14 protein-coding genes and 1 tRNA gene are annotated in these 12,115 nt (G+C 42.8%); 8 read left to right on the top strand and 7 right to left on the bottom strand.

Annotation, left to right across the window (positions count from 1 at the left end; genetic code table 11):
• Positions 1-3 precede the first annotated feature (3 nt).
• Positions 4-381 carry a response regulator gene (locus tag AAA942_RS04520; RefSeq protein WP_338219043.1) on the bottom strand — a complete coding sequence of 126 codons (378 nt, stop codon included), beginning with the start codon at positions 379-381 and terminating at the stop codon, positions 4-6.
• Complete coding sequence (locus AAA942_RS04515; RefSeq protein ID WP_338219042.1) at positions 378-1,121, bottom strand: response regulator; 744 nt, start codon at positions 1,119-1,121, stop codon at positions 378-380. Before AAA942_RS04515 ends, AAA942_RS04520 begins: the two co-directional genes overlap by 4 nt.
• Positions 1,122-1,138: 17 nt before the next feature.
• Between AAA942_RS04515 and miaA the strand changes: the two genes are divergently transcribed.
• On the top strand, positions 1,139-2,104 hold the full coding sequence (gene miaA, locus AAA942_RS04510; RefSeq protein ID WP_338219041.1) for a tRNA (adenosine(37)-N6)-dimethylallyltransferase MiaA: 966 nt from the start codon (positions 1,139-1,141) through the stop codon (positions 2,102-2,104).
• Here the strand turns inward: miaA and AAA942_RS04505 are convergent.
• Both AAA942_RS04505 and pfkA read right to left on the bottom strand, forming a co-directional pair.
• Positions 2,062-2,397 carry a hypothetical protein gene (locus AAA942_RS04505; RefSeq protein WP_338219040.1) on the bottom strand — a complete coding sequence of 112 codons (336 nt, stop codon included), beginning with the start codon at positions 2,395-2,397 and terminating at the stop codon, positions 2,062-2,064. The genes miaA and AAA942_RS04505 overlap by 43 nt on opposite strands.
• Before the next feature lies 1 nt (position 2,398).
• Positions 2,399-3,373 (bottom strand): 6-phosphofructokinase, encoded by a 975-nt coding sequence (gene pfkA / locus AAA942_RS04500; RefSeq protein WP_338219039.1) that lies wholly within the window; start codon positions 3,371-3,373, stop codon positions 2,399-2,401.
• A gap of 123 nt (positions 3,374-3,496) precedes the next feature.
• Here pfkA and AAA942_RS04495 point away from each other — a divergent pair, with 123 nt between their 5' ends.
• The 4 genes from AAA942_RS04495 (at position 3,497) to AAA942_RS04480 (ending at position 7,525) form a co-directional block, all read left to right on the top strand.
• Positions 3,497-4,405 carry an aldo/keto reductase gene (locus AAA942_RS04495; RefSeq protein ID WP_338219038.1) on the top strand — a complete coding sequence of 303 codons (909 nt, stop codon included), beginning with the start codon at positions 3,497-3,499 and terminating at the stop codon, positions 4,403-4,405.
• Between the two features lie 62 nt (positions 4,406-4,467).
• Positions 4,468-6,633 carry a penicillin acylase family protein gene (locus tag AAA942_RS04490; protein WP_338219037.1) on the top strand — a complete coding sequence of 722 codons (2,166 nt, stop codon included), beginning with the start codon at positions 4,468-4,470 and terminating at the stop codon, positions 6,631-6,633.
• A 362-nt stretch (positions 6,634-6,995) separates the two neighbouring features.
• Positions 6,996-7,223, top strand: coding sequence for a hypothetical protein (locus tag AAA942_RS04485; protein WP_338219036.1), 228 nt, complete (start codon positions 6,996-6,998; stop codon positions 7,221-7,223).
• Positions 7,220-7,525, top strand: a complete 306-nt coding sequence (locus AAA942_RS04480; RefSeq protein WP_338219035.1) for a type II toxin-antitoxin system RelE/ParE family toxin — start codon at positions 7,220-7,222, stop codon at positions 7,523-7,525. The genes AAA942_RS04485 and AAA942_RS04480 overlap by 4 nt, the downstream gene beginning before the upstream one ends.
• A gap of 121 nt (positions 7,526-7,646) precedes the next feature.
• Here AAA942_RS04480 and AAA942_RS04475 read toward each other — a convergent pair.
• Both AAA942_RS04475 and sucC read right to left on the bottom strand, forming a co-directional pair.
• Positions 7,647-7,720: transfer RNA gene (locus tag AAA942_RS04475), tRNA-Arg, on the bottom strand.
• A gap of 9 nt (positions 7,721-7,729) precedes the next feature.
• Positions 7,730-8,947 (bottom strand): ADP-forming succinate--CoA ligase subunit beta, encoded by a 1,218-nt coding sequence (gene sucC, locus AAA942_RS04470; RefSeq protein WP_338219034.1) that lies wholly within the window; start codon positions 8,945-8,947, stop codon positions 7,730-7,732.
• 139 nt (positions 8,948-9,086) lie between these two features.
• Between sucC and AAA942_RS04465 the strand changes: the two genes are divergently transcribed.
• Positions 9,087-9,737 (top strand): ABC transporter ATP-binding protein, encoded by a 651-nt coding sequence (locus AAA942_RS04465; protein WP_338219033.1) that lies wholly within the window; start codon positions 9,087-9,089, stop codon positions 9,735-9,737.
• 5 nt (positions 9,738-9,742) lie between these two features.
• Here AAA942_RS04465 and AAA942_RS04460 read toward each other — a convergent pair whose 3' ends face one another.
• Positions 9,743-10,192, bottom strand: a complete 450-nt coding sequence (locus AAA942_RS04460) for a peroxiredoxin (protein WP_338219032.1) — start codon at positions 10,190-10,192, stop codon at positions 9,743-9,745.
• Between the two features lie 153 nt (positions 10,193-10,345).
• Between AAA942_RS04460 and AAA942_RS04455 the strand changes: the two genes are divergently transcribed.
• Both AAA942_RS04455 and AAA942_RS04450 read left to right on the top strand, forming a co-directional pair.
• Positions 10,346-11,149 carry a DMT family transporter gene (locus tag AAA942_RS04455; protein WP_338220022.1) on the top strand — a complete coding sequence of 268 codons (804 nt, stop codon included), beginning with the start codon at positions 10,346-10,348 and terminating at the stop codon, positions 11,147-11,149.
• Positions 11,150-11,210: 61 nt separating this feature from the next.
• Complete coding sequence (locus AAA942_RS04450) at positions 11,211-12,110, top strand: hypothetical protein (RefSeq protein ID WP_338219031.1); 900 nt, start codon at positions 11,211-11,213, stop codon at positions 12,108-12,110.
• Positions 12,111-12,115 lie beyond the last annotated feature (5 nt).

Below are 12,115 nucleotides of genomic sequence, written 5' to 3'. Positions count from 1 at the left end.
AGCTTAACTCAGGTGTTTTTTTACCGTTGCCAAAACCTGATCATAATCCAGCGGCTTTTGAATGAAGTCATCAAAACCCAATTTTCGGAACTGCTCAGGGGATAGATTGTTCACATTTCCACTGATGGCAATCACCGGAAGGGACTTTTTATGGATGTCATCCAAAGCTCGGATTTTTTGAATGCATTCGACTCCGTCCATTACAGGCATCGTGATATCGAGGAGAATTAGGTCAAAATCCTCCTTTTCCAATAAATCCAAGACCAATTGACCATTTCGGGCTGACTTCATTTCATAATTTTCAAAAGCCAGAACATTTTTGGTTAGGTTGATGATGATCGAGCTGTCTTCACCTACGAGTACTTTTTTGTTTTTACTCATGATTCAAAAATAGTTTGTTGATTTAAAAATCGATTGAATTCCTTCATTTCATTTTCCAGGTTTTCCCTAAGTTGTTTTGTCTGAAAGTTGGATTTGGATCGCAATTCTGCCTCACCGTTTTGACAAACTGAGAATATGCGCTGAGCACCCAGAGTTCCGGAGTTTCCTTTGAGCGTATGCAGGCTCGCCAAAACCTCCTCAGGATCTGCTGCCGGATTCTGGAGGAGTTGTAAGGATTGGCTACACTCATGGAGAAAATCTTCAAAAACCTTCTTTAAGGTGCTTTTTGAATTGTATTTAAATAGCTGCTCAATGATCCCCATATCCAATATTTGCCCGCTTTCTGATTTTAATGGATGCTTTTTGTTGGGGATTTCCCGTGAAAGATGCATTTGTATGGTCTCCAAAAATTCCCTTGGTCGAATAGGCTTGGTAATCAGGTCGTCAAAGCCTTGCTCCAGAAAACTTCCCCGCTCACTTTCTTCTGCATAGGCGGTCACAGCTACTATCGGACAATTTTGATGAGCCTGTGATTTCAACTCCTTCAATGCTGTAAACCCATCCATTTGAGGCATCTGAACGTCCATCAAAATGAGGTCAAACTCAGATTGAACGGACTTTTCGAGGGCTTCCAGTCCGTTTTTTGCAGATTCATAGGTGTGAAGCTGACCAATGAGGTTTTCGAAAAGCTTCCTGTTGAGATCGTTGTCCTCTACAATTAATATCTTTTTGCTTTTCATAGCTTAAGTTTGGATTTTTGCCAGTATCACTTCTTTTCCTCGACTTGTCTGACAAAAAATTCCTTATTCTGGTAGTCGGTCCTACGGCTGTGGGCAAAACCGCTCTTTGTATAAAACTAGCCAAAAAATTTGAGACCGAAATAATTTCTTGCGACAGCAGGCAATTTTACCGGGAGATGAATCTCGGAACAGCAAAACCCTCGAGAGAGGAGCTCAGTGAGGTAAATCATCATCTGATTGATAGTCTCTCCATCCATGAGGAATATGATGTCAGGAAGTTTGAAACGGATGCATTGAAGATTCTTGGGGGGCTTTTTGAGAGAAAAAATGTGGTCATCGTTACAGGAGGTTCGGGCCTATTTGCGGATGCACTTACCGAGGGAATGGATGAGATTCCATCCGTAGATCCTGAAATTCGGGATCAAATCATCAAGGAATACCAAAAGAAAGGCTTAGAATGGCTGCAGGAGCAAATCTCGAGATTGGACCCTGAATATTTTTCTATAGTCGACCGACAAAACCCCCAACGCTTAATGAGAGCACTGGAGGTAATAAGAGGAACAGGAGGGAAGTTTAGCAGTTTCAGAAAGAAATCAAAAGTCAAAAGGCCTTTCCAAACCCTGAAAATCGGTCTAAACCGTGACCGGAAAGAACTCTATCAAAGGATCGATTTTCGGATGGATCAAATGATCAATGAAGGACTTTTTGAAGAAGTAGAAGCACTTTTTGAGTTCCGAAATCTGAATGCATTGCAGACCGTGGGATATTCCGAGATTTTCGGATTTTTTGAAGGCAAGTATGATCGGGAAGAGGCTGTCCGTTTATTGAAACGAAACAGCAGAAGGTATGCGAAGCGTCAATTGACCTGGTTTAGAAGAGATGAGGCTATCCGATGGTTTCATCCCGATCAAGAGTCGGAAATATTTGCTTGGATTGAGGATCAGATGGGCCTAAATCCACTCAGCTTGGCTACCCAATTGTAGGGAGCTTTTTTTATCAATTGGTTGTATTGATGCCGATTGACCTTAAGCTCTCGAATGAGCTGAAGGCTGGAATCGGAAATCTTTTCATCTGATCCTGCCTTTTTCCACTTTTCCAATATCAGGGAAGGTTCAGGGATTTGATTTTTTTCCAAACCCAGATCAGGATGTGCTTCCGCCAATCGCTCAAAGAGGTCGTTCTGTAAATTGAGCTTTCGCTGCATGGTAGTTTTCACCGTAAGGAAAAAAAGCAGCAAAGCTCCACCCATCGTCAGAAAAAGAGGAATAAATCCCATATCAGATGCTTAGAATATCAATTAGTTTTAAATGGTCCTCGATCAAAGGCTTGGGTTTGCCGATGCAATCTCCAAATGAGGTGTAGACGACTTGCTGATTCATCACTCCTGCCATGCAATTGGTTTTTCCATTAAGCAAACCTTCCACTGCTGCCATTCCACAGCGGCTCGCCAAGACCCGATCACGAGCGGTTGGCTTTCCGCCTCTTTGAATATGCCCAAGAGTGGTTACCTTAAATTCCTTGTCAGGATCCTTTATTGCAGTTTTAACCTTTTGCATGATTTCTTCGGCATTGCCCAAGTCATCACCCTCTGCTACAACAATGATACTGGAGGTTTTTGTTTTGCGGAGATTCTTCAGGGATTTGACCACAGATTTCAGATCTGTTTGGGTTTCAGGCACCATGACAAATTCGGCACCACCTCCGATTCCTGACTCTACAGCAATAAAACCGGCATCACGTCCCATCACTTCAATGAAAAAGATCCGGTCGTGGGCAGCAGCTGTATCTCTGATTTTGTCGATAGCTTCCAAAGCGGTGTTTACTGCCGTATCAAATCCGATGGTGTAGTCGGTTCCATAGATATCGTTGTCGATGGTACCGGGACAACCCACAGTAGGAATTCCAAATTCTTCAAAAAACAGCTTTGCACCGGTAAAAGTACCGTCTCCACCGATTGCTACAAGACCTTCTATTCCCAAAGATCTCAGATTTTCATAGGCCTTTTTCCTGCCTTCCGGAGTACGGAATTCCTCCGAGCGGGCAGATTTGAGCATGGTGCCTCCTCTTTGGACTATATTGCTCACCGAATGGGAATAGAGCCTCTTGATATCTCCTTCAATCATCCCTTCGTAGCCCCGGTTAATCCCATAGACTTCAAGCCCTTTATAGATTCCTGTGCGTACCACAGCACGAATGCACGCGTTCATTCCCGGTGCATCTCCCCCTGAGGTAAAAACCGCAATTTTTTTCATGGTATAGGTTTTAAGCGCCCCAAAAATAGCCATTCTTCCAGCATATCATCCCAGAAATTGAAAATTTGAAGAGGATTTTATAGACAGATTTTTGAAGGTTGGTTAACTTAAATCTGTTTTTCAATGGTTGATTATAATAAGCTCATGGAATCCGATTCTATTTCTTTTTCACTTAGCAATTTTCCGATCGGTTTGGGCTGTATGTCTTTGCCTGAGCGTTTTTCGGAGGCGGAGAAAATACTCGAAGAAGCGTGGCTAGGGGGAATTCGTTTTTTTGATACGGCAGATCTTTATCAGGCCGGAAGAAATGAGTCAAATTTGGGAAAGTTCCTTCAGGGGAGAAGAGATCATGTGATTTTGGCTACCAAGGTGGGAAATCAAATGAATCCCGATGGAAAATCCTGGACTTGGAATCCTTCCAAATCTTATATTCAAGAAGCTGTTGAAAAATCACTTCAAAGATTAAAAACCGATTATATCGACCTCTATCAGCTCCACGGGGGAACTATAGAAGACCCATGGGAAACTACTTTGGAGGCATTTGAAATCCTGAAAAATCAGGGTAAAATCCGTGCTTTTGGGATTTCCTCTATCCGTCCAAATGTGATCCGAAAAGTGATGGGAATGAATCCTCCTGCGACAATCATGATGCAATATTCGCCCTTGGACCGTAGGCCTGAGGAGGAGATTTTTCCACTCTTGGAAAAGGCTCAAACTCGGGTTTTAGTGAGAGGAGGGATGACCAAAGGGATTTTGCTGGATAAGCCAACGGCAGGTTTCTTGGACCTTACCAAGGAAAAAGTCGAAGAAATAAAAAAAGAGATTCATTCTTCAGGGTTTTCTCCAGAGGCTGTTTTGATCAGCTATTCACTGAATGAAAAAGCCGTAGGAATGATGGTCTTAGGGGCCAGCAAACCTGAGCAATTGAAGGAAAATTTGAAGGCATTTGAGGAAAGTAAGTCTATTCCTGAAGAATATATTTTGAACCTTAAGCAGAAGTTTCTGCCCAATAAATACCAAGACCACCGATAAGATATTCGTTTTGAGATTGCGGCTTTTTGCCTTATTTGTCTTTTGATTAGAAACCATCACCCATGAAAAACTTACTATTGATTTTGGCCTCTTTGGCCTTTTTTTCCTGTCAAACCCAAGAATCCAATCCTGAAATCACCCGTTGGGAAGCTCAAGCCGAACAGGTAGAAATTATCCGGGATGATTTTGGTGTGCCACATATCTATGGGAAAACAGATGCGGATGCGGTTTTCGGGCTTCTGTATGCCCAATGTGAGGATGATTTCAGAAAAGTGGAGCGAAACTACATTTGGGCGATTAGTCGTTTGGCTGAACTGGAAGGAGAAGAGGCCATCTACTCCGATGTACGGGCAAATCTGTACATGACAGAGGCTGAAGCCAAAGCTGCCTATGAAAAAGCTCCGGATTGGTTAAAAACGCTCTGCAAAGCCTTTGCCGATGGGATTAATTATTATTTGCACACCCACCCTGAGGTCACTCCTCAAGTCATTACCAGATATGAGCCTTGGATGCCTCTGTTCTTTTTCGAAGGCTCGATAGGCGGTGATATTGAGCGGATATCTACTCAGCGATTGAAGGCTTTTTATGAAGAAGACAAAGCCTTGGCTTCTTGGGATCAGGAAGCGTTTGATTCCCGATTTTTGGAGGAACCTCAAGGTTCCAATGGAATTGCGATAGCTCCTTCTCTATCCGAGACCGGCAATTCCATGCTGCTGATCAATCCACATACCTCTTTCTATTTCCGCCCAGAGGTCCATGTCGTGTCTGAAGAAGGCCTAAATGCCTATGGCGCAGTGACCTGGGGGCAGTTTTTTGTGTATCAGGGATTCAATGAGAAAACGGGCTGGATTCATACCTCCACTTTTGTGGATTTCATTGATGAGTTTGAAGAGGAGATTTTGGAGGAAGATGGGATGCTTTTTTACAACTATGGAGGTGAAAAGCGAGAGATCAAGACACAGGAAATCACTCTGAAGTACAAGGAAGGTGAGGAGCTGAAAAGTAAGTCTTTCACTATCTACCGAACCCATCACGGGCCGATTACCCACAAAGCCGAAAATGGTTGGGTGGCCACAAAAATCAACTGGGATCCAGTCAATGCCCTGATTCAAAGCTATACCCGAACCAAGCTGAATAACTATGCGGAATTCAAAGAAATGATGAATATTCGTACGAATTCCTCCAACAATACGGTTTTTGCAGATGCGGAAGGAAACATTGCTTACTTCCACGGGAATTTCATCCCAAAAAGAAATTCTCAATTTGACTTTTCCAGACCTGTAGATGGAAGTGATCCGGCGACCGACTGGCAAGGTTTGCATACAGTAGATGAAAGTATTCTGATTCTCAACCCGGAAAATGGCTGGATTCAAAATTGCAATTCCACTCCTTTTACTGCTGCTGGTGAATTCAGTCCCAAGGCGGAAAATTATCCCAACTACATGGCGCCCGATCAGGAAAATTTCCGGGGAATCCATGCGGTCAAAGTGCTTCAGAATGTCGAAAAACTGAATCTGGATAGCTTTTTGGCCTTAGCGCACGATCCGTATTTGCCTGCATTTGAATATTTGATTCCTGAACTGCAAGGTGCACTTCTGGCTGCTGGAAAAGGAAAAGAAAACCTGAAAGAGGTAGTGGATATGTTGACATCGTGGGATTACAGAGCAGGTTTGAACTCGGTTCCGATGTCTCTAGCTCATTTCTATGGGGAAAATTACCAGCGGAGATTCAGAAGCATGAATCGCTTTATAAATCCTTCCAATGTAAAAGCTCCGGATGCCAAACAAATCTTGGAAGTATTGGAGGAAACCATCGCTCAGATGGATGCGGACTTCGGAACCTGGAATACCCCTTGGGGTGAGATCAACCGATTCCAGAGATTAAGTGGAGATATCGACCTGAAATATGACGACAGCCAGCCTTACATTCCCGTAGGCTATGCCTCAGGTAACTGGGGAGCATTGGCTGCCTATGGTGCGAGAGCTTTCGAAGGAACCAAGCGACTCTATGGCTACCGGGGAAACAGCTTTGTAGCCGTGGTCGAGTTTGGAGAAAAAGTCAAAGCCAAAACCATCCTGGCAGGCGGGCAAAGTTCAGATCCGAATTCTCCTCACTTCTTTGACCAAGCCCAGCGTTATGCAGATACCAACTTCAAAGAGGCTGCTTTCTATCGGGAAGATGTGGAGAAAAGAGCGGAGGAGAGGTATCAGCCGGGGAAAAGACAGTAATCCAAGAAAAGGGACTTCACTGTTGAAGTCCTTTTCTTCTTTTTTCACAGAAATAAATTTCACGATAACTTCTTCCAACCTTTGAGCTTTGTGGCCCAAATTCTTCACCTTTTTCTATGTTTCTTTGAAGTGGAACAAAAAAAGCCCAGACTTTCATCTGAGCTTTCTAAGTACAGCCGGAATGATTCGAATCTTCAACCTTTGCGACTGAATAAATCTAAGTTTTCAAGCCTATTTATTTAGCTAGAATCAAAATTTAAATTGCCTATCTTTAAAATAACATGAAATGCCAATGAGGAGACTTTTCAAGCATGGGAATGATTATGAGAGGCATTTTATCTGACTGAAAAAATTTAAAACATATGAAAGAGCCAAGAATAAAGGAGGAATTGAAAACATTAATTGAGAATGAGGATGATTTTCAGCTCTTAGAGTCGATCAAAACCTTGTTGGTAAAGTCCAGTTTGAATCCGGTTCTTAAGGACCTACTTACCTCTAGAGCTTTAAAAGCTGAAGAGGATATCCAAGCAGGCAGGTTGTATTCCAGAAAAGAGTTAGAAAAAATCCTTGAGGCCAAGCTAGGTCAATGAAGATAATCCATACTGAACAATCCTTACTAAGCCTTGAGGATTCCTTGCAGTTTTTATTAAATGTTCAAAGAATACCTCTTGAAAAAGTATTTGAGATCAGAAATCAACTTTTGGATAAGGCAGATAGCCTGGATAAGAATCCTGATTTGGGGCAACATGAAGAATATTTAGTACACCTAAAGAAAGGTCATAGAAGATTAATTGAAGGTACTTTTAAGATTATTTACAGGGTAGAGGGTGAATTTATCTACATCACTGATTTTTTTGATTCCCGCCAAAATCCTAAAAAAATGAAAGGATAATCGCAATGTTTCTAAAAAGGATGAGGTGAATTTTTAGCCAAATGTCATATCCTTCCTGCCTTTAAGCCTTCATGTCAATTTTAAAATAAGAAAGCCCAGACTTTCATCTGAGCTTTCCAAGTACAGCCGGAAGGATTCGAACCCTCAACCCTCGGAGCCGAAATCCGATATTCTATCCAGTTGAACTACGGCTGCGTACTTTCTTTATTTTGCTTCCAAAGCGGCCTTTACACGCTCTGCTGCTTCTTTCAAAGTGATTGCGGAGAATACTTTCAATCCGGATTCGTCAATGATTTTAGCACCTTCTTCCGCATTGGTTCCCTGAAGTCTTACGATAATCGGCACACGAATATCGCCAATAGATTTGTAAGCTTCAACAACTCCGTTTGCAATTCTGTCACATCTTACGATTCCACCGAATACGTTGATCAGGATTGCTTTTACGTTTGGATCCTGAAGGATGATTCGGAAGCCAGCTTCTACCGTAGTGGCGTTGGCTCCTCCACCTACGTCGAGGAAATTGGCAGGTTCACCACCGGAAAGCTTGATCATATCCATGGTCGCCATCGCCAAACCGGCTCCGTTTACCATACAACCTACGTTTCCGTCCAATTTCACGTAGTTCAAACCAGACTTGCCAGCTTCCACTTCCAAAGGATCCTCTTCTGCCAAATCTCTCAATTCAGCCAATTTAGGCTGACGATACAATGCATTGTCGTCCAAGTTTACTTTGGCATCTACTGCCAAGATCTTGTCGTCGGAAGTCTTCAACACCGGATTGATTTCAAACTGAGAAGAGTCTGTTCCTACGTAGGCATTGTAAAGGGAGGTGATAAACTTCACCATTTCTTTGTGAGCAGTTCCACTCAAGCCCAGTTTGAAAGCAACCTTTCTAGCCTGGAATCCTTGAAGACCTACTTTTGGATCGATCCATTCTTTGATGATTTTCTCAGGGTGCTTTTCAGCAACCTCTTCGATGTCCATTCCGCCTTCAGTAGAAGCCATGATCACATTGGATCCTGTGGCTCTGTCCAAAAGGATGGACATGTAATATTCTTTTGGCTCAGAAGCACCTGGATAATACACATCCTCAGCGATCAAGACCTTATTGACTTTTTTGCCTTCAGCACCAGTCTGGATAGTCACCAATGTGCCTCCCAAAATGGCCGCTGCCTTTTCTTTTACATCTTCGAGTTTTTTGGCCAAGACTACTCCGTTGGAGCCGGTCTCCTGCACTTTGCCTTTTCCACGGCCTCCGGCGTGGATCTGAGCCTTGATCACGTACCAGGAAGTACCGGTTTGCGCATTAAGTTTGACTGCTGCTTCGTGGGCGGCTTCAGGGCTATCAGCGACTATGCCTTCCTGAATTCTCACTCCATATCCTTTGAGTACTTCTTTTGCCTGATATTCGTGAATGTTCATCCTCTGAAAATTTTTGCCCGAAGATAAGGGGATGACTGCGATAAATCAAACCGACTTTTTTCAATTTTTGGTAAAAAAGGCCGTTAGCTACTGGATTTGAGGGATTTGTTTTACTTTTAAAAGCCCAAAAAATAATAGTATGCTGATTGCCAAAGGAATCCATAAATCCTATGGAAGCCTCCATGTATTGAAAGGAGTAAGTCTGGAAATTTCATCCTCAGAGATTGTTTCGATTGTCGGTTCTTCGGGTGCCGGGAAAAGTACGCTTCTCCATATTATAGGGACATTGGATCAGCCTGACCAAGGAAGCTTGGAAATGGAAGGTAAGAATCTTCTCAAGCTGAAAGGCGATTCTTTGGCAAGATTCCGAAATGAAAAGATTGGTTTCATCTTTCAGTTTCATAATCTGCTTCCTGAATTTACCGCGCTGGAAAATATTCAAATCCCCGGTTTTATCCTAGGTGCCAAGGAATCGGATTTGCTGAAGAAAGCCAAAGAACTGGCCGAAATCCTGGGAATCAGCGGTCGGCTTGACCATAAACCTTCCGAGCTTTCCGGAGGCGAGCAACAAAGGGTAGCCGTAGCCAGAGCCTTGATCAATAGTCCAGCAGTAGTCTTTGCTGACGAACCGAGTGGGAATCTGGATACCGCCAATGCCAAAGGTTTGCATCAGCTGTTTTTCCAACTCCGCGATGAATTGAAGCAGGCTTTTGTAATCGTGACGCACAATGAGGAATTGGCAGAAATGGCAGACCGAAAAGTTCAGATGAAAGACGGTCTGATTGTCTGAGCTTCTTATTTTTCCAGAAGCTTCAGCATGGACTGAGCGTGAGCTTTATTTTCAAACAATCCTTCGAAAACTCCCGCGATCTGATGATTTTCATCCAAAAGATAAGTTACCCGTTTTGGCATTTTGATCAATGGAATTAAAGCATCGTAAACTTTACAAACCTTTCCAGAACTGTCAGAAAGCAAATCGAAAGGTAAACGATGAGCTTTCTTGAACTTTTCATGAGTGGGAATATCGTCCCGGCTGATACCGAAAATGGGGATGTCAAGATCTCTGAATCCCTCAAACTGATCCCGGAATTCACAAGCCTCGGCAGTACAGCCCGGAGTGAAATCTTTGGGGTAAAAATATAAGACCACAGCTTTTCCCTTCAAATCTTTGGAGAGCGTGATGGTTTGGTCAGAGGTAGCGGGTAAAGTAAAATCAGGGGCGGTGGTGCCTTTTTTCAAAGCCATGGTTTTTCTTTTTTTCAAATCTAACCCAGTTCATTCATCTTTGGTTTTTGCCGAATAAAATTTTGCGACTAGAACTTTTCTTCCTTCTCGTAGCTTTGTCTATGCAAGTCACCCTATCCGAATGAAGTTTTGAAGATCAACAGTGTCCAATCCATGCTTCTTGCAGGGATATTTTTTGCCTTGATGAATGTCTCGGTCAAATTTATCCCTCATATACCTGCGATTGAGATTATCCTTTTCCGGTCTATCTTCAGTTTGATTTTTAGCTATTTGGTGCTAAAAAAACAGGGTGTTTATGTTTTTGGAAACAATAAACCCATGCTGGTCCTTCGGGGAGTGGTGGGGTCAATTGGATTGATTTCCTTTTTTTACACCCTTCAAAAAATCCCTCTTGCCAGTGCGGTGACCATGCAATACTTGTCTCCGATTTTCACATCGATTTTGGGAGTTTATTTTTTGAAAGAGCGGGTCAAACCCATTCAGTTTCTCTTTTTCGCACTTTCTTTCGCCGGAGTATTGGTTTTGCAGGGCTTCGATACCCGGGTCAATCTATTCTATGCGGGGATTGGAATTACCTCGGCTTTGTTTTCAGGAATGGCCTACAATGTGATCCGAAAGCTGAAAAATACAGAACACCCATTGGTCATTATCTTCTATTTTCCTCTGGTGACACTTCCTGTAGCGGGTGTGGTCAGTTTCTTTACTTGGGTTCAGCCAGTGGGCTGGGATTGGATTTGGTTACTCTGGATTGGTATCTGTACCCAGACTGCCCAGTATTTTATGACTTTGGCTTATCAAAATGCCAATGTAGCCAAGGTTTCCAGTTTGAGCTATCTGGGAATAGTCTATGCGCTGATTTTCGGATTCTTTTTCTTCGGAGAAACATTCCAGGTGATGTCTTATGTGGGTATGGCTTTGGTTTTGGTAGGGATATTGCTGAATTTGAGAGTCAAATAATTTTTGCCTGATGTGGTTACAAAAAGTGATGGGAGTGAGACTAAAGAAAAAAAGACTTGTGATGCGCAAAACGAATCTTGTAATTTACTCCCTTCTGTTTTCTATAATTTCTTCCCTTGCTTTTTCCTGTGTGGTAGATTCTGAGCCTAACCCTGATGATTTGGAGGAGTTTGACTGCAATCGATTGGCCTACTCCGATACCCTATTTTTCATCAACGGTGCTTCTAGTCAATTGATTTCTCCAATCAATTCTCTAGAAGGAACTTTTTCTGCCTCTCCTGATGGATTGGATATTGATTCGGATACAGGGGAGATTAATGTAAATGCGAGTGAGACTGGGCTGAAGTACAGGGTCATTTTTGAACCGGAAGGCAGCGATCAAGTCTGCGAGACATTTGTGACCATAGGAGGGGTTAATTATCTGGATGGGGTTTATGTTTTGGATCAAAATCAGTTGGTTGCCAGTCCGGTATACAATGGAGTCCCCGGACTGCTGCTTCCCTGTGATGATGATGACGATAGCGATGATGATGATAGCGATGATGATGACGATAGTGATGACGACAGTAGCTGTAAATTCGATGCGGACAATCCGACAGGACAGTTGTTGGCAGATTTGGGATTTGAAATTTCCAGCAAAGGGCTTATCGACCTTCAAAAAACGGTAGAGAATGGGACTTTTGGATCAACTCCAGTCAACGGGACTATTTTGGATGTGGAATTGTACTATCAGTTGAATGATTTGAGTGCATTGGCATTGAATCAGATTCCACTTCGATTCTTTTATTATGAAACCTTAGCGGATGTACCTCAGGAAGTATTGGATGATATAGAGGAAAAAAGGGATTTGATCAACGAAAGGACTTCAGACAAAAATCCTAATTTGCGGATAGCAAATACAGTCCGACCTCCCCGAAAGCCAAGACCACCATACATTGTGATAGTGGCCACTTTGCAGTAGTAGAT

This window comes from Algoriphagus sp. oki45 (genome assembly GCF_036245605.1).
In the GTDB taxonomy this organism is placed as follows: domain Bacteria; phylum Bacteroidota; class Bacteroidia; order Cytophagales; family Cyclobacteriaceae; genus Algoriphagus.
This window is presented reverse-complemented; position numbering and strand designations above follow the sequence as displayed.

Coding starts and splice junctions, on each gene's coding strand:
- pfkA (WP_338219039.1), bottom strand. CDS start 3,373: ATGAAAAAAATTGCGGTTTTTACCTCAGGGGGAGATGCACCGGGAATG.
- AAA942_RS04520 (WP_338219043.1), bottom strand. CDS start 381: ATGAGTAAAAACAAAAAAGTACTCGTAGGTGAAGACAGCTCGATCATC.
- AAA942_RS04455 (WP_338220022.1), top strand. CDS start 10,346: ATGCTTCTTGCAGGGATATTTTTTGCCTTGATGAATGTCTCGGTCAAA.
- AAA942_RS04505 (WP_338219040.1), bottom strand. CDS start 2,397: ATGGGATTTATTCCTCTTTTTCTGACGATGGGTGGAGCTTTGCTGCTT.
- AAA942_RS04485 (WP_338219036.1), top strand. CDS start 6,996: ATGAAAGAGCCAAGAATAAAGGAGGAATTGAAAACATTAATTGAGAAT.
- AAA942_RS04480 (WP_338219035.1), top strand. CDS start 7,220: ATGAAGATAATCCATACTGAACAATCCTTACTAAGCCTTGAGGATTCC.
- AAA942_RS04495 (WP_338219038.1), top strand. CDS start 3,497: ATGGTTGATTATAATAAGCTCATGGAATCCGATTCTATTTCTTTTTCA.
- AAA942_RS04490 (WP_338219037.1), top strand. CDS start 4,468: ATGAAAAACTTACTATTGATTTTGGCCTCTTTGGCCTTTTTTTCCTGT.
- AAA942_RS04450 (WP_338219031.1), top strand. CDS start 11,211: ATGCGCAAAACGAATCTTGTAATTTACTCCCTTCTGTTTTCTATAATT.
- sucC (WP_338219034.1), bottom strand. CDS start 8,947: ATGAACATTCACGAATATCAGGCAAAAGAAGTACTCAAAGGATATGGA.
- AAA942_RS04465 (WP_338219033.1), top strand. CDS start 9,087: ATGCTGATTGCCAAAGGAATCCATAAATCCTATGGAAGCCTCCATGTA.
- AAA942_RS04515 (WP_338219042.1), bottom strand. CDS start 1,121: ATGAAAAGCAAAAAGATATTAATTGTAGAGGACAACGATCTCAACAGG.
- AAA942_RS04460 (WP_338219032.1), bottom strand. CDS start 10,192: ATGGCTTTGAAAAAAGGCACCACCGCCCCTGATTTTACTTTACCCGCT.